This window comes from Brachybacterium rhamnosum (assembly GCF_039526185.1).
In the GTDB taxonomy this organism is placed as follows: Bacteria; Actinomycetota; Actinomycetes; order Actinomycetales; family Dermabacteraceae; genus Brachybacterium; species Brachybacterium rhamnosum.
In genome coordinates, this window is sequence record NZ_BAAAIS010000003.1 from 375,959 (window position 1) to 399,654 (window position 23,696).

The following is a 23,696-nucleotide window of genomic DNA, read 5'->3' on the forward strand; positions in this document are numbered from 1 at the left end:
GGTGTCGGACGGGGCTGGGCTGCGGGTCTTCTGCTCCACCGGTCAGGTGGGAACGCTACCGCTCAGGCGCCGTCGGCGTCCTCGAGATAGCGCAGCACCGCGAGCACCCGGCGGCTCGTGCCGTCCTCCCCCGTGAGCTCGAGCTTGTCGAAGATCGCGGTGATCGCCTTCTCCACGGTGCTCTGCGAGATGAACAGCCGCTCCCCGATCCCGCGGTTGGACAGGCCCTCCGCCATCGCCTCGAGCACCTCGACCTCGCGCGGGGTCAGGCGGGCCACGAGCCGCTGCTGCTCGGGAGCCCGCAGCAGGGAGCGCACGACGGCCGGGTCGATGACGGTGCCGCCCGCGGCGACCCGCCGCACCGCGGCGAGGAAGCCGTCGATCTCGGTGATGCGGTCCTTGAGCAGGTAGCCGATTCCCGGGGACTCGGTGCCCAGCAGCTCGCTCGCGTACTCGCGGGCCACGTACTGGGAGAGCATCAGCACGCCCACGCCCGGATGCTCCCGGGTGATCCGCAGCGCCGCGACGAGGCCCTCGTTGGTGTGGGTCGGCGGCATCCGGACGTCGACGATCGCGAGATCCGGAGGATCCGCGGCGACGGCCTGCAGCAGCTGATCACCGTCGCCGACCGCCGCGACCACCTGGACGCCCTCGTCCTCGAGCAGGGAGCGCACCCCCTCGCGCAGCAGCACGGAGTCGTCGGCGAGCAGCACCCTCAGCGGGCGAGGCGCGGTCTGGGGCTCAGGCATAGGGGATCTCCGCGATGATGAGGGTCGGTCCGCCGAGGGGACTGCGGACCTCCAACGTACCGTCGAGCGCGGCGACCCGACGGGCGAGGCCCTGGAGGCCGCCGCCCTCGGGGTCCGCGCCGCCGGCGCCGTCGTCGCGCACGACGAGCCGCAGCACCCGGCGATCGCCCTCGCCGCTGCTGGTCAGCGTGAGGCTCGCGGAGCCCGCTCCCGCGTGCTTGACCACGTTGGTCACGGCCTCCCGCGCCACGAAGTACGCGGCGGACTCGACGGCCCGGGGCGGGGGGCCCTCGATGCGGTTCTCGACGGTGAGCGGGACCGGGCAGGTCTCCGCGATGCCGGCGAGGGCGGAGGCGAGGCCGTGCTCGTCGAGCGCCGTCGGGTAGATGCGCCAGGCCACCTGGCGCACCTCCTCGATGAGCGCCTGGGACTGGCGGTGCGCCTGCTCGAGCAGCTCGTCCGCTCGCTCCGGGTCGGTGGCGCGGCGTGCCCGCGCGAGCGCCACGGAGAGCGAGACGACGTTCTGCTGGACCCCGTCGTGGAGGTCGCGCTCGATGCGGCGCCGCTCGTCGTCGATCGCGAGCACCACACCGCGTCGAGTGGTGAGGAGGCGGCTGATCCTCGATTCGAGGGCGTCCTCCCGCGCGACCGTCGTCCAGCGGCCCAGCAGCGCTCGCTGCAGGCGTGCCGCGAGCTCCGCGTACAGCGCCGCGGCGAGCAGGCTCGAGGTCCCGAAGATGACGAGCACCGCTAGGGCGGGCCGGCTGATCGTCCAGGCGTCGAACTCCATGGTCACCGGCCCGCCGAGCAGGAGCTGGGTGAGGCTGCCGAGCACCACGGCGGCGACGAGCAGCAGCAGATCGCCCATCACGTACCCGAGCACCGCGGCGAGCAGGCCGTGCACGATCGCCCGGCCGGGGCCGAGGAACTCCGGCTCCGCGCCGTCGTCGACGAGCCGCAGGCGGTGGAAACGGTGCAGACGGCGCTGCTCCCAGCGGCGTGCCGCCTGCAGGGGGCGGCGGATCCGGATCAGCGCGAGCAGGGCCGTGAGCACGAGCAGCGTCCCGGTCATGAGACCCAGGACCGTGCCCACCACCTGCCGCACGGAGCGGCGCACGAGGCGGCTCGGCTCGCGGGGCGCGGACTGCAGGGTGAGCACGGGCAGGCGCACCGGGACCTCCTGCGCGTTCGGGGAACGGCGCCGGGGCCGGCACCGGGATCGAGGCTAGCAACGCCGGCCGGCGCCGGTCAGGGGGCGTTCCCCGAGGCATCCGGGGGTTTTCCCCAGGGTCGGCCGACGGGGCACCGTGTGTCGGGAACAGGTCCCCGCTCTCTAGCGTGGATGCACCGCCGGGCACCGCGACCGCCCATGTCGCGCCCGGTCCCGCCCTCCACCTGGGAGTCATGCATGGACGCCGTCCTCCACCTCGCCGAGTCGCTCCTCGGCTCCCCCTGGTTCTTCGTGCTCGTGCTGGGGCTGTCCCTGCTCGACGCCGTCGTCCCGGTGGTCCCCGCGGAGACCGTCGTGATCACGGCCGGGGCCTTCGCCGCCGCGCAGGGGTATCCGGCGGTGGTCCCGCTGGTCCTCGCGGCCTGGGCGGGGGCGCTCGCGGGGGACGTGATCGCCCACCACCTGGGGCGCCGGGCCGGCGGGCTCGCACGGCTGCTGCGGCGGCTGCGGATCGGCGACGCGGTGCTGCGCTGGGCGGAGACGGGGCTGCGCGAGCGCGGTCCGGCGATCATCATCGGCGCCCGCTTCATCCCCGGTGGACGCACCGCGACCACGGTGACGAGCGGGATGATCGGCTACCCGCGCCGCCGCTTCGTGCTCTGGGCCGCGGTGGCGGCACTCGCCTGGGCGGTGTACAGCGTCGGCATCGGGATGCTCGGCGGGCTCGCCTTCCACGACCAGCCCCTGCTGGGCGTGGCCCTCGGCATCGGGATCGCGCTCGCGGTCGCCGGCGGGATCGAGGCCGTGCGGCGGCTGCGGTCCCGCCACGCCGGGAGGTCCGGCACGGAGGGGGCCGACGGCGGCGTCAGTCGCCCGCGCCCCGCAGCGAGCGACGACGCTCCTGCACCTGCGCGAGACGGCCGAGGATCTCCTGATAGCGCTCGCCGTCCGAGGGATCCGTCCGCTGCAGGCGCTGCTTGAGCACCGAGTACTCGCGGGTGATCGACAGCTCCGTCAGCCGGTCCATGAGCGAGTCCCCGAGCTTCTCGAGGGCCGGCTCGGTGCGGGCGGGCAGCTCGAGGTTCGCGATCTCCACGATGAGCGGACGCACCGTCTCCCCCGCGATCTCGAGGACCTGCTCGAGGTAGCGGGCAGGGTGCAGGGCACCGGTGACCGCGTCGAGCAGGGTGCCGGCGGCGAGCATGACGTCCCACACGCCCTGCAGCGAGAGCACGTGGAAGGCGTCGTCCGGGAGGGCGGCGACCTTCGCCTCGGCGAGCAGCTGCGGGGCCTGGAGCATGACGGCGAGGGACTGCACCTCGACCTGCCCCACCGGGTCGCGGCGGCTGACGACGTCCGCGAGGCGCGGCACCGGCAGCGCGGGGGCCTCGTCCTCCTGGGGAGGGCGGGTCCCCGAGGGCGGCTCGACGGTGTCCGCGTGGCGGCCGCCGCTGCGACCCTCGGAGCGGGCGGCGTCGTGCACGGCGCGCAGCACCGTCCGCTCGTCCATGCCGAGCCAGCCGGCGAGACGCCGCGCGTACTCGGGGCGCATCGCGCGATCGCGGATCCCGGCCACGACCGGTGCCGCCATGCGCAGCGCCGTCACCTGCCCCTCGACGGTGTCGAGATCCACCTGGGCGATCGCGCTGCGGATCGCGAACTCGAACAGCGGCCGGCGGGACTCCACGAGATCCACGACGGCCTGGTCGCCCTGGGCGATGCGCAGCTCGCAGGGGTCCATGCCGCTCGGCTCGACGGCCACATAGGTCTGGGCGACGAAGCGCTGGTCCTCCTCGAAGGCCCTCAGCGCCGCCTTCTGCCCGGCCGCGTCGCCGTCGAAGGTGAAGACGACCTCGCCGGCGAGGCCGCGGCCGTCGGTGTTCAGCCGCAGCCCGGCCGAGGGGTTCGAGTCGCCCATGACGCGCCGCACGATCTTCACGTGGTCCGCGCCGAAGGCGGTGCCGCACGAGGCGACGGCGGTCGTGACCCCCGCGAGGTGCGCGGCCATGACGTCGGTGTAGCCCTCGACGACGACGACCCGGTGCTGGGTCGCGATCTCCTTGCGGGCGAGGTCGAGCCCGTAGAGCACACTGGACTTGTGGTAGATCGCCGTCTCGGGCGTGTTGAGGTACTTGGGGCCCTTGTCCTGCTCGAGCAGGCGGCGGGCGCCGAAGCCGATCGTGTTGCCGGTGATGTCGCGGATCGGCCACACGAGCCGCCCGCGGAAGCGGTCGTAGACCCCCCGCTGGCCGGCGGAGACGAGGCCGCTCGCGGTGAGCTCCGCCTCGGTGAACCCGCGGCCGCGCAGCACGTTCGTGATCGAGTCCCAGCCCTCGGGGGCGAAGCCGACGCCGAAGCGCTCGGCCGCCTCGCGGTCGAAGCCGCGCTCGGTGAGGAAGCGCCGGCCCACCTCCGCCGCCTCGGTGCCGAGCTGATCGCGGTAGTACTCCTCCGCGATCGCGTGCGCGTCCAGGAGCCGGCGGCGGGTGCCGAAGTCGGGACGGTCGCCGCCGCCCTTGCCGCTCTCCTCGTACTGGATCTGCACGCCGTACTTCGCGGCGAGCATCTCGACGGCCTCGACGAAGCTGAGGTGGTCGATCTTCTGGACGAAGGCGATCACGTCGCCGCCCTCTCCGCAGCCGAAGCAGTGCCAGTGGCCCAGCTGGGGGCGGATGTGGAAGCTCGGGGTCTTCTCGTCGTGGAAGGGGCACAGGCCCTTCATCGAGCCGATCCCGGCGCCGCGCAGGGTGACGTGCTCGCCCACCACCTCGTCGAGCCGCGCCCGCTCGCGCACGAGCTCCACGTCGGAGCGTCGGATCAGTCCCTGGGCCACGCGCTCAGAGCTCCGCGCCGAGGCCGGGCAGCGGGGTGTCCGCCGCGGTGACGTGCGTGGCGCCGCGGTCGAAGAGCCGCTCGTGCAGGCGCCCCGCGGTGACGTCGGTGTAGGAGGCGATCTGATCGACGATCACGCGGCGGCGGGCGTCGTCGTCCTCAGCGGCCTCCCACAGCTCGGCGAACAGCGGGCTGAGGTGCGTGGTGCCGGTGTTCCACAGCTGCGCGTAGAGGTCGCGGATGATCTCCTCCTGCCGCTCGTAGACGGGCTGCTGCGAGGCGGAGGACATGACATAGGCGGCCGCGAGGCCCTTGAGCACGGCGATCTCGAGGCGGGACTCCTCGGGCAGCTCCGCCTGGCCGCGGTAGCGGGCGAGGGGGGCGTCGCCGTGGCGCTCCCGGGTGGTCGTCACGACGGCGCGGGTGAAGCGGCCGATGAGCTGGCTGGCCATGTCCTTGAGCGCGGCGGCGGAGCGCATGCCGCCGGTGAAGTCGAGGACCCACCAGGGCTCCGCCTCGAGCCGGCCGAGCGCCTCGTCGAGCGCGGCGATCGACTCGCCGGGCACGTACCAGTCCTGGACGACGTAGAGCGCCGCGGCCCGCTCCATCGGGTCGCGCAGGCGCCGGAGGTCCAGGGTCCCGCCCGTCACCGCGTCCTCGACGTCGTGGACGGAGTAGGCGATGTCGTCGGCGAGATCCATGACCTGCGCCTCGAAGCACTTGCGGCCCGGGACCGCGCCCTCACGGGCCCAGGTGTAGACGTCGAGGTCGTCGGCGTAGGCGCCGAACTTCGGGGAGGCCGGGTCCGGCCCCTCCGCGCGGGCCCAGGGGTACTTGATCGCGGCGTCCACCCCGGCGCGGGTGAGGTTCAGGCCGTAGGGGCGTTCCTCGCCGATGACCTTGGGCTCGAGCCGCGTGAGCAGGCGGAGGGTCTGCGCATTGCCCTCGAAGCCGCCGAAGTCCTCCGCGATCGCGTCGAGGACCTTCTCGCCGTTGTGGCCGAACGGCGGGTGTCCGAGGTCGTGGGAGAGGCAGGCGGCGTCGACCACGTCGGGGTCGCAGCCGAGCTCGGCTCCGATGTCGCGACCCACCTGGGCCACCTCGAGGGAGTGGGTCAGCCGCGTGCGCACGAAGTCGTCGGACCCGGCGCCGAGGACCTGGGTCTTCGCGCCGAGCCGGCGCAGCGCGGAGGAGTGCAGCACACGCGCCCGGTCGCGCTGGAAGGGCGTGCGGGCCTCGGACTTGGGCTCCTCGGGCGCCCAGCGCTCGAGGTCACCCGCGCTGTAACCGGCGGGGACGCGGACGGTGGTCGCGGAGGACGCTGCGGCGGTGCTCATCGCTCAGCCCCCCGAGACGTCGAGCTCGGCCTCGTGGAGGCTCTCCCGGTGATCGGTGCTGAGCGAACGGCTGTCCATCCATCCCTGGGGCACGACGGCGTTGCGGGCGTGCCCGCTGCGGCCGCGCGGCCCCTCGACGGCCTCGCCGGGGTAGGGCGCGTCCAGGTCGAGCTCCGCGAGCTTCTCGTCGAGGTCCGCGAGGGACTCCATGGTGGTGAGGCGGCGACGCATGTCCCCGCCGACGGGATAGCCCTTGAAGTACCAGGCGACGTGCTTGCGGAGGTCGCGAACGCCGCGGCCCTCGTCCTCGTAGAACTCGGCGAGGAGCTCGGCGTGGCGGCGCACGATCCGTGCGACGTCGCCGAGGCCCGGGCGCACGCGCTCGTCGCTGCCGGAGAACCCGGCCGCGAGATCGGCGAAGAGCCACGGCCGGCCCTGGCAGCCGCGGCCGACGACCACGCCGTCGGCCCCGGTCTCGTCCATCATCCGCAGCGCGTCCTCCGCGGACCACACGTCGCCGTTGCCGAGCACGGGGATGTCGGTGACGGTCTGCTTGAGGTCCCCGATCGAGGTCCAGTCGGCGGTGCCGGAGTACTGCTCCTTGACGGTGCGGCCGTGCAGGGTGATGGCGGCCGCGCCGACCTCCTGGGCGATGAGCCCGGCGTCGTGGTAGGTGAGGTGCGCGTCGTCCACGCCCTTGCGGGTCTTGAGCGTGACGGGCACGTCGCCGGCGGCGTCGACCGCGGCGCGGAGGATCCTCGTGAACAGCTCGTCCTTCCAGGGCAGCACGCCGCCGCCGCCGCGACGGGTCACCTTGGGCACGGGGCAGCCGAAGTTGAGGTCGATGTGGTCCGCGGCGTCGCGCTCGAGGATCAACTCGATGCTGCGCGCGACGACGGCCGGGTCCACGCCGTAGAGCTGGACGGAGCGGGGGCGCTCACGATCGGCCATCCGCAGCAGGCGCCACGACTCGGTGTGGTCCTCGATGAGGGCGCGGGTGGTGACCATCTCCGTGGGGAACAGGCCGCCGTCGTCGTCGCTGTGCCGGGCGCCGAACTCGCGGCAGAGCACACGGAAGGCCATGTTCGTCACGCCGGCCATGGGGGCGAGCATGACGGGGGTGTCCACGGTGAGCCGGCCGATGGTCAGCGACCGGCGCTCGCGCGGGCCCTCCGCAGGAGCGGATTCCCGTGCCGCGGCGTCGGGAGCGGTCGCGGGAGCGCCGGGCACAGGGGTGTCCGGCGAGGTGCGGGCGTCGTGGAGAAGGGTCATCGTCCCGCGATTGTCCCATCCTGGCCCGTCCCGCGGGAGGTGGGGCGGGGGTGATGTGCATCCGGGTGTCCTCGGGAGGAGGGACGGATGACGCCGGATGACGACCCCGTGCACCGAGGGCGGCGGGGACCTACAGTGTGCTTGACCCTTCAATCATCCCGGCCGGCACCGCCCGACCACGAGGAGCAGCCATGACCTCCCCCGTCGCCTCCCCCGCCACGACCGCCGGCCCCCTCTCCCACCTCGGCATGGGCTTCCTCGCCTTCGTCGACCACACCGGCGTCGACGACGCCGCCGGCCGCTCCCGAGGGCTCGACGACGGGCTGGACCTCTTCGCACGGGCGGAGGGCATGGGCCTGGACAACGGTTACGTGCGCCACCGCCATCTGCAGGACTACCTCTCCTCCCCGCTGCCCTTCCTCGCCGCCGCCGGCCAGCGCACCTCGACCCTCACCCTCGGCACGGCGCTCATCCCGCTGCGCTTCGAGAGCGCGGGCCGCCTCGCCGAGGACCTGGCCACGACGGACCTCCTGGTGGGCGGCCGTCTGCGGATCGGCGTCGGCTCCGGCTACGCCAAGCAGGACCACGTCAACGAGCGCGCCTTCGGCGCCGTGCCCGAAGGCGTGCGCCCCCGCGTGGACGCGGTGCTCCACGACCTCCTCGACTTCGTGGGCGGCGAGCAGGTCTCCACGGCGGACGAGTTCTTCGAGACCGAGGCGGAGGGCACCCCGCTGCGGATCCGCCCGCAGGTCGCCTCGCTGCGCTCGCGGATCGCCTACGGCGCCGGCTCCGTGGCGAGCGCCGAGCGCGCGGGACGGCTCGGCATCGGGCTCCAGGTCTCGACCCTGCAGCCCGGCGAGGCGGGACGCTCCTTCGAGGAGCTCCAGCTCGAGGTGATCGAGGCCTACCGTGCCGCGAGCCGCGAGGCCGGGCACGGCGAGGGGCATGTCTCGGCGAGCCGGCAGATGCTGCCGGTCGCCGATCCCGCGGATCTCGCCGCCTTCGCGGACCTCATCGAGCGCGACCGCTCCCGCCAGCAGGCCATGCGCGAGGGCGGGGCGGGGATCGGCGGGATGGCGGTGGCCTTCGGCCGCGTCGTCGCGGACGCCCCGGAGGCCGTGGCCGCCTTCCTCGCGGAGGACCGCGCCCTCGCCGCGGCGGACGAGCTCGTGCTCGCACTCCCCTTCGGGCACCCCTACCCCGTGGTGCGACGGATCCTCACGACCTGGGCCGAGCAGGTCGTCCCGCTGCTGCGCGGGGCCTGACGCGACCCGCCGCCACGGCCGGGACAGGCCGTGCACGGACGAGGCCCCGCCCCGCAGCAGCGGGACGGGGCCTCGGGTCTCGCAGCTCAGGCGCTGAGCAGGCGGACGGCTCAGGCGCCCAGCAGACGCGCCGCGAGGTAGGACTCGACCTGGTCGAGGGCGACGCGCTCCTGCGCCATAGTGTCGCGCTCTCGGACCGTCACCGCCTGGTCCGTCGCGGTGTCGAAGTCGACGGTGATGCAGAACGGGGTGCCGATCTCGTCCTGGCGGCGGTAGCGGCGACCGATCGCCTGGGAGACGTCCATGTCGACGTTCCAGTGCTTGCGGAGCTTCGCGGCGAGCTCCTCGGCGCGGGGCACGAGGTCCTCGCTCTTGGACAGCGGCAGCACCGCGGCCTTGACGGGCGCGAGGCGCGGGTCGAGCTTGAGCACGGTGCGCACGTCGACGCCGCCCTTGGTGTTGGGCGCCTCGTCCTCGGCGTAGGCGTCCACGAGGAAGGCCATCATCGCGCGGGTGAGCCCGAAGCTCGGCTCGATGACGTACGGCGTGTAGCGCTCGTTCGCGGCCTGGTCGAAGTACTGCATCTTCGTGCCCGAGCCCTCGGTGTGGCTCGTGAGGTCGAAGTCGGTGCGGTTCGCGATGCCCATGAGCTCGCCCCACTCGCTGCCGGAGAAGCCGAAGCGGTACTCGAGATCGATCGTGCCGGCGCTGTAGTGCGCGCGCTCGTCCTCGGGGACGTCGAAGCGGCGGAGGTTCTCCTCCTTGATCCCGAGGTCGATGTACCAGTCCCAGCAGGCTTCGACCCACTCCTTGAAGTGCTGGTCGGCCTCCGCCGGAGGCGTGAAGAACTCGATCTCCATCTGCTCGAACTCGCGCGTGCGGAAGATGAAGTTGCCGGGCGTGATCTCGTTGCGGAAGGACTTGCCGACCTGGCCGATGCCGAAGGGGGGCTTCATGCGCGAGGCGGTGACCACGTTGAGGAAGTTCACGAAGATGCCCTGCGCGGTCTCGGGGCGCAGGTACGCGAGGCCGGCCTCGTTCTCGACGGCGCCGAGGTAGGTCTTCATGAGCCCGGAGAACTGCTGGGGCTCGGTGAACTCCCCGCGCACGCCGCAGTGGGGGCAGGGGACCTCGGCGAGGCCGCCCTCGGGCTCGCGGCCCTTCTTCGCCTCGAAGTCCTCGAGGAGGTGGTCCTCGCGGAAGCGGTTGTGGCAGCTGCGGCACTCGACGAGCGGGTCGGTGAAGGTCGCGACGTGGCCGGAGGCCTCCCACACCTTCGAGGGCAGGATGATCGAGGAGTCCAGGCCCACCATGTCGCCGCGGGACTGCACGAAGGTGCGCCACCACTGCTTCTTGATGTTCTCCTTGAGCTCCACGCCCAGCGGTCCGTAGTCCCATGCGGAACGGGTACCGCCGTAGATCTCACCGGCCGGGAACACGAAGCCGCGCTTCTTGGCGAGTGCGATGACGTTATCCAGCGTGCTGGCGGGGGCCTTGGCCACGGGGGTGCTCCTGGTGACGGGTGGGACGGACGGTGCCCCAGCATAGCCAGCCCCGCGCCTGTGACGGTGCCCACGAATGCCGCATCTCACCGCGCCGCCGCTTGCCGTCGGCCGCCCCGCTCGTGAGAATGATTGTCATGTCGTTCGCACCCAGCCGTCGCCACCTCCTCGCCCTCCTCGGCGCCGCCTCCGGCGCCGCGGTGCTCGCCGCCTGCGGGGAGGGCGGATCGGGATCCGACGGGAAGCCTGCCGTGGTCGCCGCCTGCTACCCGATGGAGTACCTCGCGACCCGCGTGGCGGGCGATCACGTCGACATGATCCAGCTCGCGACGCCGGGCGCCGACGCCCACGGCCTCGAGCTCTCCGTCAAGCAGACCCTCGAGATCCAGAAGGCCGCGCTGGTGCTCCGGATCCCCGGTCTCTCCACCGCGCTCGACGACGCGATCGCGAGCGAGGGCACCGACAACGTGCTCGACGTCTCGAGCGTCGTCACCCTGCTCGCGAGCTCCGGCGAGGACGAGCACGAGCACGAGGAGGGCGGGTCCGACGACGGCGGCGAGGAGCACGACCTCGCCGGCGACGACCCGCACCTGTGGCACGACCCGCAGCGCATGGCGGACATCGGCGACGCGATCGCGAAGCGCCTCGGCGAGCAGCTGCCGGACGTCGCCGACGAGCTCACCGCGAACGCGACGTCCCTCCGCACGGACCTCGAGGCCCTCGACGCCGAGCTCGCGGAGGACTTCTCCTCGGTGAGCGGGAACCGCACGTTCATCACGAGCCACACCGCCTTCGCGTATCTCGCGGACCGCTACGACCTCCACCAGGTCGGGATCAGCGGCGTCGACCCCGAGACCGAGCCCTCCCCCCAGCGCCTCCTCCAGCTCGAGCAGGTCGTGAAGGACGAGGAGGTCACGACGATCTTCTTCGAGACCACGGCCTCCCCCAAGGTGGCCCAGACGCTCGCGGAGAACGTCGGCGTCACCGCCGCGGAGCTCGACAATCTCGAGACCCAGCTCGACGAGGACCAGGACTACCCTGCGGTCATGCGCAGCAACGCGAAGGCCCTGATGGCGAGCTGGTCATGAGCCGTCCCTCCACCGACCCCGTGCTCGAGGCGCGCGACCTCCACGTGAGCCTCGGCGGCTCCCCCGTGCTCGACGGCGTGGACCTCCGGATCGCGCCCGGCGAGATGGTGGCCCTGCTCGGCGCGAACGGGTCCGGCAAGTCCACCCTGCTGCGCGCCCTGCTGGGCCTGATCCCCCTCGCGAGCGGCGAGGTGACCCTGCTCGGCAGCCCCGCCCGCCGTCGCGCGGGCCACGACCGCCTCGGCTACGTGCCCCAGGACAGCGCGAGCGGCGGCTCGATCCCGGCCACGGCCCGCGAGGCCGTCGCCGCCGGGCTCCTGGGACCGCGCACCTGGACCGTGCGCCGCAGCGACCGCCGCGTCCAGGAGGCGCTCGACGCGGTGGGCCTCGGTGACCTCGCCGGCCGTCCCGTCACCCGCATGTCCGGCGGACAGCGACGCCGCGTGATGATCGCGCGCGCCCTCGTGCGCCGCCCGGAGCTGCTCGTGCTCGACGAGCCCTTCGCCGGCATCGACCTGCCCACCCAGGAGCTCATCGCCGGCCTCTTCCGCGACCTCTCCGCGAGCGGCACCACGATCCTCGTCGTCCTCCACGAGACCGGCGCGCTCGCCGAGCACCTCAGCCGCGCCGTCGTCCTCGACCACGGCCGCGTCGTGCACGACGGTCCCGTGTCGGCCCTGCCCGCGCAGTCCCACGGCGACGACCACGACGACCACAGCGGCCCCGCGGGGCACATCGACGAATGCCTCGGACAGGAGATCCACCCCGCATGATCTCGCCCCTCGACCTCCTCACCTCCGACGTCCTGCGCTACCCGCTGATCATCGCCGTGCTCATCGGGCTCACCGCGCCCGTCGTGGGCACCTTCCTCGTCCAGAAGAAGCTCTCCCTGCTCGGCGACGGTCTGGGCCACGTGGCCCTCACGGGCGTGGCCGTCGGCTGGCTCGTGGGCGCCTGGCTCGCCGCGAGCCCTGCGGACCTCCTCGCGATCCCCGGCGCGCTCGTCGCCTCGATGATCGGCGCGATCGCGATCGAGTACGTCCGCGAGATCGGGCACACGAGCCGCGACGTCGCCCTCGCGATCCTCTTCTACGGCGGCATCGCCGGCGGCGTCGTCATCATCAAGCTCGCGGGCGGCACCTCCCAGTCGCTCATGGGCTACCTCTTCGGCTCCCTCTCCACCGTCACCGGGCCCGACGTCGTCATCGCCGTGGTGCTCGCGGTCGTGGTGCTCGGGATCGGGCTCGGCCTGAACGGGCTGCTCGCCGCCGTCACGAGCGACGAGGAGTTCGCGCGCGCCTCGGGCCTGCCCGTGCGCGCCGTCAACGTGCTCATCGCGATGATGGCCGCGCTCACCGTCACCCTCTCGATGCGGATCGTGGGCGCGCTCATGGTCTCCGCGCTCATGATCGTCCCCGTCGCCGCCGCGCAGACCCTCGTGGTGGGCTTCGCGCGGACCATGCGCACGGCGATGGTCATCGCGGTCGTGTGCGCGGTCGCCGGACTCGTGATCACCGCGAGCGTCGACCTCCCGCCCGGCGGCGTCATCGTGCTGCTGACGATCGGCGTCTACGTCCTCGGCCTCGTCGTGAAGGCGGTGCTGCCCACGCCCTCGCGGCGCACCGCGGTCGAGACCCCGCAGGCGCGGGCATGACGCGGCACCGGTCACCCGGGATGGAGGTCCCGACGCCCATGGGGGAGAATCGGGGCATGCAACGGAACACCCGCCAGCGCTCCGCGATCCTCGAGGCGCTCTCCCGGCAGGACGACTTCCGCAGCGCCCAGCAGATCCACGAGCAGATGCGGGCCGACGGCGAGACCGTCGGCCTCGCGACCGTCTACCGCAACCTCCAGGCGCTCGCCCAGTCCGACCGCCTCGACGTGCTCGTCGGCGACGACGGGGAGACCCGCTACCGCCAGTGCGAGGCGACAGGGCACCACCATCACCTCGTGTGCCGTGAGTGCGGGCGCACCGTCGAGTTCCTCGCCCCCGAGCTCGAGGCCGCCATGTCCCGGATCGCGCGCGAGCAGGGCTACACGGACCTCGACCACACCCTCGAGGTGTTCGGCCTGTGCACCGGGTGCGAGGCCGCCCGGGAGCAGGCCTCCGCCCGATGATGGAGTGGGTGCGGTCGCTGCCTCTGCTGCCGGCGATCGGCGTGCTCTACCTCGTCATCCTCTGCCGCGCCGGGGCCACCTACGCGATCGCCCGCGGCGCCCGCTCCGTCGCCGATCGCGGCCGGGTCGCGGAGCTGCTCGCCTCCCCGCGCGTGCGGCGCGCCACCGGGATCGTCAACGCGTGGGGCGCCCCGGTCGTCGCGCTGAGCTTCCTCACGGTGGGCTTCCAGACCGCCGCCAACGCCGCCGCGGGCCTCACCGGGATGCCGCTGCGCCGGTACCTGCCGGCGCTCGCGATCGGAGGCCTCGCCTGGGCGGTCGTCTACGCGACGATCGGGCTCGTGGCCCTCGCCGCCTGGCTCGAGCTGTTCCTCCGCTCGCCCTGGGCGGCCGTCGCGGTGCTCGCGCTGATCGTCGTGCTGGTCGTCGTGGTCGTGCTCAGCCGTCGGTCCCGGGCGCGTCGCCGCGCTCAGGATCCGATCCCGGCAGATCCACGGCCCCGCCGTAGCGACGATCCCTCCGCGCATACTCCGTGATCGCGCGCCACAGCACCACCCGGTCCACGTCCGGCCACAGCTCCGGCACGAAGACCAGCTCCGCATAGGCGGCCTGCCACAGGAGGAAGTTCGAGGTGCGCTGCTCCCCGCTCGTGCGGAGGAACAGGTCGACGTCGGGCATCGTCGGATCGGTGAGATGCCGGGCGAAGCTCTTCTCGGTGATGCCGCGGCCGCGGAGCCGCCCCGCGCGAGCCTGCTCCGCGATCTCGCGCACCGCATCGACGATCTCGGCGCGGCCGCCGTGGTTCACGCACATGTAGAGCGTCATCCGGGTGTTGCCCCGGGTGAGCTCCTCGGCCGCCTTGAGCTCGGAGATCACCGAGCCCCACAGGCGCTGCTCCCGCCCGATCCACACGATCCGCACACCCCAACGGTTCAGGGTGTCGCGCTGGCGGCGCAGCACCGAGCGGGAGAAGCCCATGAGGAAGCGCACCTCGTCCGGGGAGCGCTTCCAGTTCTCCGTGGAGAACGCGTACGCGGAGAGGTGCGTGACGCCGATCTGCAGGGCGCCCGCGACCACGTCCAGCAGCGCCGCCTCCCCCGCCTCGTGGCCGGCCGTGCGCGGCAGCCCCCGACGGTTCGCCCAACGTCCGTTGCCGTCCATGACCACCGCGACGTGCCCCGGCACGAGCTCGCGCGGCAGCTGCGGGGCGCGGGCGCCGCTCGGGTGCTCGAAGGGCTCGGCGTACGGGGCGTCGGCGGGCATGGGAGGGCCTCCGGGGCAGGACGGGGACGGACCCGCTGATCGTATCCGTGAACATGACGGCGGATGACACGGCGCTTGGGGGCGGGACTCCCCCGCCCGTAGCGTGCCGCGGGGCCGTGCCGCGTGATCAGCTCCCCGCTGCGCCCGACGGCCCTGCCGCTCCCCGCGGCACCGGTGTCACCGCTCGAAAGGTCCCCCATGCCCCGCACCCTGACCGCCCCTCCCGCGCTGATCGACGACCTCGCCGCGCTGCGCGCGCACTTCGCCCCGCTCCTGGACCGCATCCGGGCCGGAGCCGTGGAGCGGGAGATCGGCCGGGTCCTCCCCCACGAGGAGATCCGCGCCCTCGACGAGGCGGGCTTCGGCACCCTGCGCGTCCCCGCGGAGCACGGCGGCCCCGGCGTGAGCATCGCGACCTTCACCGCGCTGCTCGTGGACCTCGCCGCCGCGGACTCCAACGTCGCCCACCAGTACCGCAGCCACGCGGGCTTCCTCGAGTCGCTGCGGTTCCAGCCCACCGCCGTGCAGGAGCACTGGTACCCGAGGGTCCTCGCCGGAGCGACCGTCGGCAACGCGTCCACCGAGCGCGGCGGCAACCGCCTCGGCACCCTGAGCACGACGCTCACCGCGGGGGCCGACGGAACGATCCGTCTGAACGGCACGAAGTACTACTCGACCGGGACGATCTTCGCCGACTACACACGCGTCTCCGCGGCCCTCGAGGGGCAGGACGGCCGGCGCTTCGCCGTCGTCGCGACCGACGCCCCGGGCGTGCGGATCGAGGACGACTGGGACGGCTTCGGCCAGAAGCTCACCGGCACCGGCACGACCGTCCTCGAGGACGTCGAGGTGGAGGCCCTGGCCGTGCTCGAGCGCGAGCCCCGCGGGATCGAGGCCACCCACGAGGCCGCCTTCTTCCAGCACGTGCTGCTCGCGGTGCTCGCCGGGATCGCCCGCGCGGCCCGCGACGACGCCGCCGCCCTCGTCGCCTCCCGCGCCCGCACCTTCAACACCGGCAGCGGGGTGCCCTTCCGCGAGGACCCGCTGATCCTCGAGGCCGTCGGCCGGATCGCCGCGAAGGCGCACAGCGCCGAGGCGATCGTCGAGCGCACCGCGCGGGCGCTGGACGCAGGCATCGCCGCCGCGACCGACCCCGCCTCCGGCGACCCCGCCACCGGGGCGAGCGGGCTGCGGGGCGTGGACCGGGCGGAGCTCGAGGTGGAGCAGGCGCAGATCAGCGTCCCCGAGCTCGCCCTCGGCGCCGCCCAGGACCTCTTCCTCACCGTCGGCGCCTCCGCGACCTCCCGCACGAAGGCCTACGACCGGCACTGGCGCAACGCCCAGACCGTCGCGACCCACAACCCGATCGCCTTCCGCGCCCGGGCGATCGGCGACCACCTCGTCAACGGCACGGTCCCCGAGGGGCTCAACGCGATCGGCGACGCGACGTCCGGCTCCGCCGCGGCCGCCACCACCTCGCCGGGCCAGGAGCAGGGGGCCCGCGCATGACCGCCGCCCTCGAGCAGGCGCCGCCCGCGCCGGAGCTCGCGAGCCCGCGCGAGCAGCGCCGGGTGCTCGCCTCGGCCTTCGCGGGCACCACGATCGAGTGGTACGACTTCTACCTCTACGGCACCGCGAGCGCCCTGATCTTCACGACCCAGTTCTTCCCGAGCAGCAGCCCGCTCGCGAGCACGGTCGCCTCCTTCGCCTCCCTCGCGATCGGCTTCCTCATGCGGCCGCTCGGCGGGATCGTCGCCGGTCACCTCGGCGACCGGATCGGGCGGAAGTCGCTGCTCGTGGGCTCCCTGCTGCTCATGGGCACCGGCTCCCTGCTCATCGGCCTGCTGCCGACCTTCCAGGCGATCGGCCCGTGGGCCGCCGTCGCCCTCGTCGCCCTGCGCATGGTGCAGGGGCTCGCCGCGGGCGCCGAGTGGGGCGGCTCCGCGCTGCTCTCCGTCGAGCACGCCCCGCCCGCCCGGCGCGGCCTGTTCGGCTCCTTCACGCAGGTGGGCTCCTCCGCGGGCATGCTCCTCGCGACCGGTGCCTTCGTGATCGTGCGTGCACTCACCACCGAGGAGCAGTTCGCCGCCTACGGATGGCGACTGCCTTTCCTCGCGTCCGCGATCCTCGTGGGCCTCGCCCTGTGGATCCGCCTCGGCGTGAAGGACGCCCCGGAGTTCACGGCCGTCCAGGAGGAGGGCCGCACCTCCCGCGCCCCCGTGCTCGAGGTCCTCACGCACCACCTGCGCCCGCTGCTCATCACGATCGCCCAGCGCGTCGCGCAGAACAGCATCTACTTCCTCATCACGGTGTACCTGCTGAGCTACCTCTCCACCGCCCGCGGCGACGACGAGGCCGGCGTGACCGCGGTGATGATCGCCTCGGCGGTCGGCATCGTGACCACCCCGCTGTGGGGTCTGCTCTCGGACAAGGTGGGAAGGCGCCCCGTCGCCGTCTTCGGATACGTCGCGATCGGCGGCTTCGTCTGGGTGCTGTTCCTCTTCCTGGACTCCGGCCCGCTCTCGCTGCTGCCGCTCGTGATCATCGCCGGCATGAACGTGGCCCACGACGCGGTCTACGGCCCGCAGGCGGCCTGGTTCGCCGAGCAGTTCCCGGTCGAGGTGCGCTACTCGGGCGTGAACATGGGCTACCAGCTGGGATCGGTGGTCGGCGGCGGCATCATGCCGATGGTCGCCGCGCTGCTCTTCGCCGCCGGCGGGGACACCCCCTGGCTGATCTGCGCCTACGTCACCGCGATCTCGGTGCTCTCGCTCACCGCCTCGCTGCTCGCGAAGGACCCGCACGGCAGCGCGCTCCGCGCCGCCCGCCGCTGACCTCCCCTCATCCGCCGGCCGGGCCCCGCGCCCGGCCGCCCCTCCCTCCGAGAAGGAGACCCATGACCTCGCGCCCGATCCTCCTGAACGCCTTCGACATGCTCACGCCGGTGCACCAGTCCCCCGGCCTGTGGCGCCACCCCGAGTCCCGCAGCGGCGACTTCCAGCGGCTCGGCCACTGGACGGAGCTCGCCCGCACCCTCGAGGAGGGCGGCTTCGCCTCGCTGTTCCTCGCCGACATCGTGGGCGTCTACGACGTCTACGGCGGCGGGGCCGACGCGACCTCCCGCGGCGGCGTCCAGTTCCCGCTGCTGGACCCGCTCGTGGCGGTGCCCGCGATGGCCGCCGTGACCGAGCACCTCGGCTTCGGCGTCACCGCCTCCGTCTCCTACGAGGAGCCGTACCTGCTGGCCCGCACCCTCAGCACCCTGGACCACTTCACCGACGGCCGCGTCGCCTGGAACATCGTCACGAGCTACCAGGACTCCGCCGCCCGCAACCTGGGGCGCAGCGCACAGATCCCCCACGACGAGCGCTACGACCGCGCGGACGAGTACCTCGAGGTCATGTACGAGCTCTTCGAGGGCTCCTTCGCACCGGACGCCCTGCGCCTGGACCCCGAGGCCGACGTCGTCGTGGACCCGGCGAAGGTGCGGGACGTCGAGCACCACGGCCGCTACTTCGACGTGCCCGGCCGCGCGCTCTCGGCCCCCGGTCCCCAGCGCACGCCCTTCCTCTTCCAGGCCGGCGCCTCCTCGCGCGGTCTGCGCTTCGCCCAGGAGCACGCGGAGGCGATCTTCTTCTCCGGCCCCACACCGGGCCACGTGCGGCGCTGGGTCGACGCGGTCCGCGACGGCCTCGAGAGCGCCGGCCGCGGCCGTGACGCCGCCCGGATCTTCTCCCTCGCCACCGTCGTCGTCGACGAGACCGACGAGGCCGCCCAGGAGCGCCTGGACGCCTACCGGCAGTACGTGGACACCGAGTCCGCGCTCGCGCTGTTCGGCGGCTGGACCGGCGTGGACCTCGCGGGCGCCCGGCCCGAGGACCCGATCGAGCACGTGCGCACCGAGGCGAACCAGTCCGCTCTCGCCTCCTTCACGACCCTCTCCCCGGACCGCACCTGGACCGTGGGGGACCTCGCGGAGTTCGTCGCGATCGGCGGCCGCGGCCCGGTGATCGTCGGCTCGCCGCAGACCGTCGCCGACGAGCTCGAGCGCTGGATCGAGGAGGCGGGGGTGGACGGCTTCAACATCTCCGCCGCCGTGCGGCCCGCGGATCTCGAGCGCTTCGCGCGCTTCGTGACCCCGGAGCTGCGCCGGCGCGGGCTGCTGCCCGAGGCGGGCGACGCCCCGGTCACCCTGCGCGAGCGGATCGGCGGCGCCGGTCCGCACCTGCCCGCGACCCACCCGGGCGCCCGGCACCGCTGGGACGGCTGAGCGTGGGAGGGCCCGCCCGGAGGAGGGCGGGCCCTCCCACGACGGGCTGTGCTCAGCGCTCGACGTAGCTGAGCGAGCGCACGGAGCGCTCGAGGTGCCAGGTGATCGTGTCCGCGATGATCCGCCCCGCCTCGTGGACGACGGGCTCCTCCGCGGTGACGGCGTTCTCCCAGTCCCCGGCGAGCAGGAAGATCATGTGCTCGACGGCGGCCTGGCGCACGGCCCGCGCGCCGGGCTTCCGGCAGGCGGTGCACACGATCCCGCCCGCACGGATGTCGAGGGCGTGGTGGGGCCCGTGCGCGCCGCAGGAGGCGCAGACGCTCAGCTCCGGCGCCCAGCCGGACAGCGCGAGGGTGCGCAGCAGGAACGAGTCGAGCACGAGCGGCGCCGGGATACGGCCCGCGGCCATGGTGCGCAGGGCGCCCACGAGCAGCAGGAACCCGCGCTGGGAGGGGTCGACGACCTCGTCGGTCAGCCGGTCCGTGGTCTCGAGCATCGCGCTCGCGGCGGTGAAGCGTGCGTAGTCCGCGCTGATCGGCCCGGCGAAGGCCTCGATCGTCACCACCTGGTTGACGGTGTGCAAGCCGCGGCCCGCGTGGAGCTGGACGTCGACGAGGGTGAAGGGCTCGAGGCGGGCGCCGAAGCGGCTCGCGGTGCGGCGCACGCCCTTGGCGACGGCGCGCACCTTCCCGTGCGTGCGGGTGAGCAGCGTGATGATGCGATCGGCCTCGCCCAGCGGGTGGGTGCGCAGGACGATCGCATGGTCACGGTAGAGCTTCTGCATGGTCCCTCGAATCTACCGCCGCACGGGGACGCGCGGCGGCAGGCGGGCCGGGCTCAGGGCCTCCGCGCGACGGCGAACACACGCCGGAAGGGCAGGACGACGCCCGCGCCGGTCTCCGGGTACGCCTCCCGCAGCCGCGCGCCGAGCTCGGCCTCGAAGCGGGCGCGCAGGTCCTCGGGCAGGGCGAGCAGGGTGGGCCGGGCGCCGGTGCCCTTGACCCACTCGAGCACCGGGTCCTCGCCGTGGAGCACGTGGAGGTAGGTGGTCTCCCAGGCGTCGACCTCGCAGCCCAGCTCCTGCAGGGCCCGCAGGTAGTCCGCGGGGTCGTGGGAGGCGGGGTGGTCCACCCCGGCCGTGTGCGCGGCGAAGGGCTCCTGGGCGGCGAGCTCGCGGCGCAGTGTGTGGCTGGGCTCCTCGAAGTTGCCCGGCACCTGGAGGGCCAGCCATCCGCGGGGGGCGAGGTGGTCCACGAGCCGGGGCAGCAGCGCGAGGTGGTCCGGCACCCATTGCAGGGAGGCGTTCGCGACGATCACGTCCACGGGCGCGTCGGGCCGCCAGCGGCGCAGGTCGGCGTGCTGGACGGCGATGCCCTCGATCGCGCGCGCACGCCCGACCATCTCGGCGCTCGAGTCGACGGCGGTCACCGTCGCCTCGGGCCAGCGCTCGTGGAGCAGGGCGGTGAGCGTGCCCGGCCCGGCGCCGAGGTCGACCACGGTGCGCGGCGCCTCGGCGCGGATCCGCACGGTGAGCTCGAGGAAGGGGCGGGCGCGCTCGTCCGCGTAGGCGAGGTAGGTGTCGGGGTCCCAGCGCATGGCCATCGGTGTCCTCTCCGTCGGGTCGGGGGTCCCGACCCGCATTTATCTTGACGTCAAGATATCACCGGAGGTGCCGTGTCGACCGGAAGGTCCGCCGTCGGGGCGACGTCGGCGCCGACGCACGGCATGATGAGGGCGGGCGGCGTCGCCGCCCCGCGAGCACCGACCGAGGAGGGGCCATGGGGATCAGGCAGATCCTGCGCCAGGACGAGAACGCCCGCAGCACCACCCGCGCTGCCATGAGGGCCGCCCGCCGCGACCGCGGCCGCGGCGACGAGCAGCACATCCATGCCGACCGCGGCGCCCTCGCCCGCACCGTCGAGACGATCCGGGACATCGGGCTCGACGGCCGCCTCACCTACTCCTCCGCCGCGGCCGTCGCCGAGCGCGCGCGCCGGGGCCGCGGCAGGCGACGCCCCCAGGTCGCGATCCGCCGTATCGTGCGCAGCCACCGGCGCGGCGTGACCGTGGGCGGCTTCCTCACGGGGCTCGGCGGCTTCATCACCCTCCCGGTCCTGCTGCCCACCAATGTGCTCGAGTTCTACGTGCAGGCGACCCGCATGGTCGGGGCGATCGCCGTGGTGCGCGGGTACGAGCTCGACGACGAGGAGATCCGCACCCGCGTGCTCGCGACCCTCGTGGGCGAGGACTCCCAGGACCTGCTCAAGGGCCTCGGCCTCGGTCCGGTGGCGGGCGCCGCCGCGCGCGTCGCGACCCAGCGCATGCAGCGCACGCCGCAGTCCGACGTCGCCGCTGCGATCGCGAGCCGCGCGCTCTCCCGCTTCGGCATGCGCTCGGTGCGCCTGTTCGGCAAGGCGATCCCCGGGCTCGGCGCCGTCATCGGTGCCTTCTCCGACCGCCGGCAGCTCTCCCGCATCCTCACCGCGGCGCTCGCGCAGTTCCCGGACCGGGGCTGAGGCGCGGCGCGCTCGGGGCAGGGCATCAGATCTCCACGGCGATCTGCACGCGCGGCTGCATGAGGGAGACCTCCTCCCCCGGCTCCACCCATCCCCCGGCGATCGTCGGGTCGGAGGTCGTCTCGACGAGCTCGAGCGCGGCCGCGTCCTCGACGGTCGCCTCGACCGTGACGGGCTCGTCCTGCGGGGCGCCGGCGATCTGCACCCGGCGGAGCGGAGTCCCCGAGGGGTCGGCCCCGAGGGGCTCGCCGTCGACGCTCACGTCCCGGAGGTCGCCCGCGCTCGTGGTCAGCTCGAGGCGCGCCGCCTCGCGCGGTGAGGTGATCAGCAGGCGCACCCGCCGATCGCCGTCGGCCCCGGTCCCCGCGCTCTGCAGGTCCTCGACCTCGACCGACGGGGGCGGGACGTCGGAGCTGCTCGTCGTGCCGTCCAGCTCGCGTCCCCATGCGGTCGCGCCGGAGACCTCCCAGGTGGTCATGCCGGTGGAGCCGTCGATGCGGGCCACCACACCCTCCTGCACCGGCTCGGGCGAGGCGAGCGTCCACGCGGTCCCGCCCGCCACGAGGGCCGCCGTGAGCACGGCGGGGAGCACCGGGATCAGCAGTCGTCGAGGGCGGCGCGCGGCACGGCCCTCCTCCCGCCCCCGGCCGATGAGCAGCGGGGCGGCAGCGCCGAGGCCGATCGCGGTGGTGCCGGCCAGGGCGCCGGCGCTCGAGGCGATGCCGAAGTCCATGAGCGAGGAGATCTGCGCGCCGAGCATCCAGCCCGTCGGGAGCAGGGCGAGCAGCCGGACCACGAGGCCCGGCCGGGGCGGCAGCAGCGTCGCCACGAGGGTGCCCGCGGCGGCGAGGATCGCGGGCGGGAGCATCGAGCTCCCCAGCGCGGGCGCCAGGACGGCGAGCACGGCGAGCAGCGCCGAGACGGCCATCCCCGTCCCCGCGAGCAGCGCGGCACGCCCGATCAGCAGGCGTGCGAGCACCCAGCAGAGGGCGACGCCGACGGCGCCCGCCGCGAGATCGGCGATCAGGAAGGGCTCGGCACGCACCGGCTCGCGGGTGGTCTGCGAGAGCATGCCCGGCGTCGCCGCCGTCGCGAGCTGCCAGGTGAGCAGCGCCGCCCCGACGGCGAGGACCAGGCCGATCAGCCCGGCGACGGCCCCGAGCGCGACACCGCGCAGGGTGAGCCGTCCCCGTCGGCGCTCGACCAGGATCGCGGCCAGGATCGCGAGCGGCCCGAGCAGGCCGAGCACGGTGAGCAGCACCGGCGGGAGGCGGAGGATGCCCCACGGCGCGGTGGTCTGCACGGGGGTCGTCCCGGACGACTCGCCGAGCGCGACCAGGTCCCGGTCCACGAGCTCGTCGGTGAGCGCGAGGGTCATGTCGCCGTAGTGCTGCAGGGAGCCCTGGTCGAGGTGCGAGGCATCGTCCTGGGGGCTGTGGTAGGCCCAGGCGCCGTCGATGATCGCCATGTCCATCCCCCACCAACCGGCGTCCCGGTAGACGGTGAAGTCGGTGTCGTTGGGGATGAGCTCGAAGAGCGCGTCGGTGAAGGGCTCGTACTCGGGGTGCGGCATGGACCCGAGCACCTCGTGCATGGGCCCGCTCGTCCGGGTCACGAGGGGCCGGACGGAGATGCCCCGCGCCTCGTGGTTCAGCACGACCACGGGCTCCGTGAGCTCCTCGGCCCCCTCGTCGAGGTAGGCCTGCGCCCCGAGCAGTCCGCGTTCCTCGCCGTCCACGAGGAGCACGACGAGGTCGTTGCGCCGGGCCTCCGGGCCCAGCGCCCTCACGGTCTCGAGGATCGTCGCGAGACCGATCCCGGCATCCGCCGCGCCCGGGGCGTGGGGCACGGAGTCGATGTGGGTGGCGAGGACGATCGTGCCGGTGGGGTCCGTCCCGGGCCGCACGCCGACGAGGTTCTGGGTGAAGCCCGCCGCTCCTTCCCCGTCGATCACCCGGGTCCCCACGCCCTCCTGGGTCGAGGTCGCGAAGCCGAGCTCCGTGAGCTGCTCGTCGAGCTCCTCGCGCGCGGCGTCGTTCGCCGCGGAGCCGACGGGCCGCGGTGCGGCGACCACCGGTGCCGCGGCCTCGGAGGCGCGGGCGGCGCTGAAGGCGTCCTCGGGGGCGTCCGTCCCCCGCGGGGCCTCGACGCCGCGGGAGGCGAAGCCGAGACCGGCCACGAGTGCGAGCACGAGGAGGAGCAGCGGGACCTGGTGGCGGAGGAGCGGGCCGAGGCCCGGTCGGGCGGTCGCGTCGTCCTCGTGCGGCGTCGTCATGCCCTGATCCTCCCGGACCGCGGCTCTCGCCGCCCCCT

At 73.8% G+C, this 23,696-nt stretch carries 21 protein-coding genes; 11 read left to right on the forward strand and 10 right to left on the reverse strand.

The genetic code is table 11. The features are described from left to right. Window positions 1–62: 62 nt before the first annotated feature. Both ABD080_RS11840 and ABD080_RS11845 read right to left on the reverse strand, forming a co-directional pair. Window positions 63–749, reverse strand: coding sequence for a response regulator transcription factor (locus tag ABD080_RS11840; protein ID WP_264449915.1), 687 nt, complete (start codon window positions 747–749; stop codon window positions 63–65). Further along, entirely contained in the window at window positions 742–1,920 is a 1,179-nt protein-coding gene (locus ABD080_RS11845; protein ID WP_264449916.1) for a sensor histidine kinase, read from the reverse strand. The genes ABD080_RS11840 and ABD080_RS11845 overlap by 8 nt, the downstream gene beginning before the upstream one ends. A gap of 237 nt (window positions 1,921–2,157) precedes the next feature. Between ABD080_RS11845 and ABD080_RS11850 the strand changes: the two genes are divergently transcribed. Next, the gene (locus ABD080_RS11850; protein ID WP_264449917.1) at window positions 2,158–2,901 is read left to right on the forward strand and encodes a DedA family protein; all 744 of its coding nucleotides are present in this window, start codon (window positions 2,158–2,160) and stop codon (window positions 2,899–2,901) included. Here the strand turns inward: ABD080_RS11850 and dnaG are convergent. From dnaG to dusB, 3 genes are read right to left on the reverse strand one after another with little or no spacing between them, the layout of a single operon-like run. Next, on the reverse strand, window positions 2,786–4,753 hold the full coding sequence (gene dnaG / locus ABD080_RS11855) for a DNA primase (RefSeq protein ID WP_343905146.1): 1,968 nt from the start codon (window positions 4,751–4,753) through the stop codon (window positions 2,786–2,788). The genes ABD080_RS11850 and dnaG overlap by 116 nt on opposite strands. Window positions 4,754–4,757: 4 nt before the next feature. Continuing rightward, window positions 4,758–6,089, reverse strand: a complete 1,332-nt coding sequence (locus ABD080_RS11860; protein WP_343905148.1) for a deoxyguanosinetriphosphate triphosphohydrolase — start codon at window positions 6,087–6,089, stop codon at window positions 4,758–4,760. Window positions 6,090–6,092: 3 nt separating this feature from the next. Beyond that, the gene (gene dusB / locus ABD080_RS11865) at window positions 6,093–7,361 is read right to left on the reverse strand and encodes a tRNA dihydrouridine synthase DusB (protein WP_343905150.1); all 1,269 of its coding nucleotides are present in this window, start codon (window positions 7,359–7,361) and stop codon (window positions 6,093–6,095) included. Between the two features lie 191 nt (window positions 7,362–7,552). On the opposite strand from dusB, the gene ABD080_RS11870 reads away from it, so the two are divergent. Then, complete coding sequence (locus ABD080_RS11870; protein WP_343905152.1) at window positions 7,553–8,626, forward strand: LLM class flavin-dependent oxidoreductase; 1,074 nt, start codon at window positions 7,553–7,555, stop codon at window positions 8,624–8,626. 110 nt (window positions 8,627–8,736) lie between these two features. Here the strand turns inward: ABD080_RS11870 and ABD080_RS11875 are convergent, their stop codons facing one another. Continuing rightward, the gene (locus tag ABD080_RS11875) at window positions 8,737–10,128 is read right to left on the reverse strand and encodes a glycine--tRNA ligase (RefSeq protein WP_343905154.1); all 1,392 of its coding nucleotides are present in this window, start codon (window positions 10,126–10,128) and stop codon (window positions 8,737–8,739) included. A gap of 137 nt (window positions 10,129–10,265) precedes the next feature. On the opposite strand from ABD080_RS11875, the gene ABD080_RS11880 reads away from it, so the two are divergent. The 5 genes from ABD080_RS11880 to ABD080_RS11900 are packed head-to-tail and all read left to right on the forward strand — an operon-like array spanning window position 10,266 to window position 13,870. Beyond that, window positions 10,266–11,216 carry a metal ABC transporter substrate-binding protein gene (locus ABD080_RS11880; RefSeq protein WP_343905156.1) on the forward strand — a complete coding sequence of 317 codons (951 nt, stop codon included), beginning with the start codon at window positions 10,266–10,268 and terminating at the stop codon, window positions 11,214–11,216. Next, window positions 11,213–11,989, forward strand: a complete 777-nt coding sequence (locus ABD080_RS11885; RefSeq protein WP_343905158.1) for a metal ABC transporter ATP-binding protein — start codon at window positions 11,213–11,215, stop codon at window positions 11,987–11,989. The genes ABD080_RS11880 and ABD080_RS11885 overlap by 4 nt, the downstream gene beginning before the upstream one ends. Further along, complete coding sequence (locus ABD080_RS11890; RefSeq protein ID WP_343905160.1) at window positions 11,986–12,870, forward strand: metal ABC transporter permease; 885 nt, start codon at window positions 11,986–11,988, stop codon at window positions 12,868–12,870. Before ABD080_RS11885 ends, ABD080_RS11890 begins: the two co-directional genes overlap by 4 nt. 56 nt (window positions 12,871–12,926) lie before the next feature. Next, entirely contained in the window at window positions 12,927–13,334 is a 408-nt protein-coding gene (locus tag ABD080_RS11895; protein ID WP_343905162.1) for a Fur family transcriptional regulator, read from the forward strand. Beyond that, complete coding sequence (locus ABD080_RS11900; protein WP_343906092.1) at window positions 13,334–13,870, forward strand: DedA family protein; 537 nt, start codon at window positions 13,334–13,336, stop codon at window positions 13,868–13,870. The genes ABD080_RS11895 and ABD080_RS11900 overlap by 1 nt, the downstream gene beginning before the upstream one ends. On the opposite strand, the gene ABD080_RS11905 is transcribed toward ABD080_RS11900, so the two are convergent. After that, the gene (locus ABD080_RS11905; protein ID WP_343905164.1) at window positions 13,773–14,597 is read right to left on the reverse strand and encodes an isoprenyl transferase; all 825 of its coding nucleotides are present in this window, start codon (window positions 14,595–14,597) and stop codon (window positions 13,773–13,775) included. The two genes, ABD080_RS11900 and ABD080_RS11905, sit on opposite strands and share 98 nt — an antisense overlap. A gap of 198 nt (window positions 14,598–14,795) precedes the next feature. On the opposite strand from ABD080_RS11905, the gene ABD080_RS11910 reads away from it, so the two are divergent. From ABD080_RS11910 to ABD080_RS11920, 3 genes are all read left to right on the forward strand, one after another. Continuing rightward, window positions 14,796–16,106, forward strand: a complete 1,311-nt coding sequence (locus ABD080_RS11910) for an acyl-CoA dehydrogenase family protein (RefSeq protein ID WP_343905166.1) — start codon at window positions 14,796–14,798, stop codon at window positions 16,104–16,106. Further along, window positions 16,103–17,431, forward strand: a complete 1,329-nt coding sequence (locus ABD080_RS11915; protein ID WP_343905168.1) for an MFS transporter — start codon at window positions 16,103–16,105, stop codon at window positions 17,429–17,431. Before ABD080_RS11910 ends, ABD080_RS11915 begins: the two co-directional genes overlap by 4 nt. Before the next feature lie 62 nt (window positions 17,432–17,493). Next, window positions 17,494–18,867 (forward strand): LLM class flavin-dependent oxidoreductase, encoded by a 1,374-nt coding sequence (locus ABD080_RS11920; protein ID WP_343905170.1) that lies wholly within the window; start codon window positions 17,494–17,496, stop codon window positions 18,865–18,867. A 52-nt stretch (window positions 18,868–18,919) separates the two neighbouring features. Here ABD080_RS11920 and recO read toward each other — a convergent pair whose 3' ends face one another. Both recO and ABD080_RS11930 read right to left on the reverse strand, forming a co-directional pair. Continuing rightward, window positions 18,920–19,651 carry a DNA repair protein RecO gene (gene recO, locus ABD080_RS11925; RefSeq protein ID WP_343905172.1) on the reverse strand — a complete coding sequence of 244 codons (732 nt, stop codon included), beginning with the start codon at window positions 19,649–19,651 and terminating at the stop codon, window positions 18,920–18,922. A 53-nt stretch (window positions 19,652–19,704) separates the two neighbouring features. After that, a complete protein-coding gene (locus ABD080_RS11930) occupies window positions 19,705–20,469 on the reverse strand; it encodes a trans-aconitate 2-methyltransferase (protein ID WP_343905174.1) in 765 nt (254 codons plus the stop codon). A 176-nt stretch (window positions 20,470–20,645) separates the two neighbouring features. On the opposite strand from ABD080_RS11930, the gene ABD080_RS11935 reads away from it, so the two are divergent. Further along, window positions 20,646–21,383: an EcsC family protein gene (locus ABD080_RS11935; protein WP_343905176.1), complete on the forward strand. Its 738-nt coding sequence runs from the start codon at window positions 20,646–20,648 to the stop codon at window positions 21,381–21,383. 25 nt (window positions 21,384–21,408) lie between these two features. Here the strand turns inward: ABD080_RS11935 and ABD080_RS11940 are convergent, their stop codons facing one another. Continuing rightward, complete coding sequence (locus ABD080_RS11940) at window positions 21,409–23,658, reverse strand: M28 family peptidase (protein ID WP_343905178.1); 2,250 nt, start codon at window positions 23,656–23,658, stop codon at window positions 21,409–21,411. Window positions 23,659–23,696: the final 38 nt, after the last annotated feature.

Excerpts from the sequence above, each read along its gene's own strand:
- ABD080_RS11900 (WP_343906092.1), top strand. The coding sequence starts at position 13,334 with ATGGAGTGGGTGCGGTCGCTGCCTCTGCTGCCGGCGATCGGCGTGCTC.
- ABD080_RS11895 (WP_343905162.1), top strand. The coding sequence starts at position 12,927 with ATGCAACGGAACACCCGCCAGCGCTCCGCGATCCTCGAGGCGCTCTCC.
- ABD080_RS11885 (WP_343905158.1), top strand. The coding sequence starts at position 11,213 with ATGAGCCGTCCCTCCACCGACCCCGTGCTCGAGGCGCGCGACCTCCAC.
- ABD080_RS11870 (WP_343905152.1), top strand. The coding sequence starts at position 7,553 with ATGACCTCCCCCGTCGCCTCCCCCGCCACGACCGCCGGCCCCCTCTCC.
- ABD080_RS11910 (WP_343905166.1), top strand. The coding sequence starts at position 14,796 with ATGCCCCGCACCCTGACCGCCCCTCCCGCGCTGATCGACGACCTCGCC.
- recO (WP_343905172.1), bottom strand. The coding sequence starts at position 19,651 with ATGCAGAAGCTCTACCGTGACCATGCGATCGTCCTGCGCACCCACCCG.
- ABD080_RS11860 (WP_343905148.1), bottom strand. The coding sequence starts at position 6,089 with ATGAGCACCGCCGCAGCGTCCTCCGCGACCACCGTCCGCGTCCCCGCC.
- ABD080_RS11840 (WP_264449915.1), bottom strand. The coding sequence starts at position 749 with ATGCCTGAGCCCCAGACCGCGCCTCGCCCGCTGAGGGTGCTGCTCGCC.
- ABD080_RS11890 (WP_343905160.1), top strand. The coding sequence starts at position 11,986 with ATGATCTCGCCCCTCGACCTCCTCACCTCCGACGTCCTGCGCTACCCG.
- ABD080_RS11930 (WP_343905174.1), bottom strand. The coding sequence starts at position 20,469 with ATGGCCATGCGCTGGGACCCCGACACCTACCTCGCCTACGCGGACGAG.
- ABD080_RS11935 (WP_343905176.1), top strand. The coding sequence starts at position 20,646 with ATGGGGATCAGGCAGATCCTGCGCCAGGACGAGAACGCCCGCAGCACC.
- ABD080_RS11915 (WP_343905168.1), top strand. The coding sequence starts at position 16,103 with ATGACCGCCGCCCTCGAGCAGGCGCCGCCCGCGCCGGAGCTCGCGAGC.
- ABD080_RS11850 (WP_264449917.1), top strand. The coding sequence starts at position 2,158 with ATGGACGCCGTCCTCCACCTCGCCGAGTCGCTCCTCGGCTCCCCCTGG.
- ABD080_RS11940 (WP_343905178.1), bottom strand. The coding sequence starts at position 23,658 with ATGACGACGCCGCACGAGGACGACGCGACCGCCCGACCGGGCCTCGGC.
- dusB (WP_343905150.1), bottom strand. The coding sequence starts at position 7,361 with ATGACCCTTCTCCACGACGCCCGCACCTCGCCGGACACCCCTGTGCCC.
- ABD080_RS11905 (WP_343905164.1), bottom strand. The coding sequence starts at position 14,597 with ATGCCCGCCGACGCCCCGTACGCCGAGCCCTTCGAGCACCCGAGCGGC.
- ABD080_RS11880 (WP_343905156.1), top strand. The coding sequence starts at position 10,266 with ATGTCGTTCGCACCCAGCCGTCGCCACCTCCTCGCCCTCCTCGGCGCC.
- ABD080_RS11920 (WP_343905170.1), top strand. The coding sequence starts at position 17,494 with ATGACCTCGCGCCCGATCCTCCTGAACGCCTTCGACATGCTCACGCCG.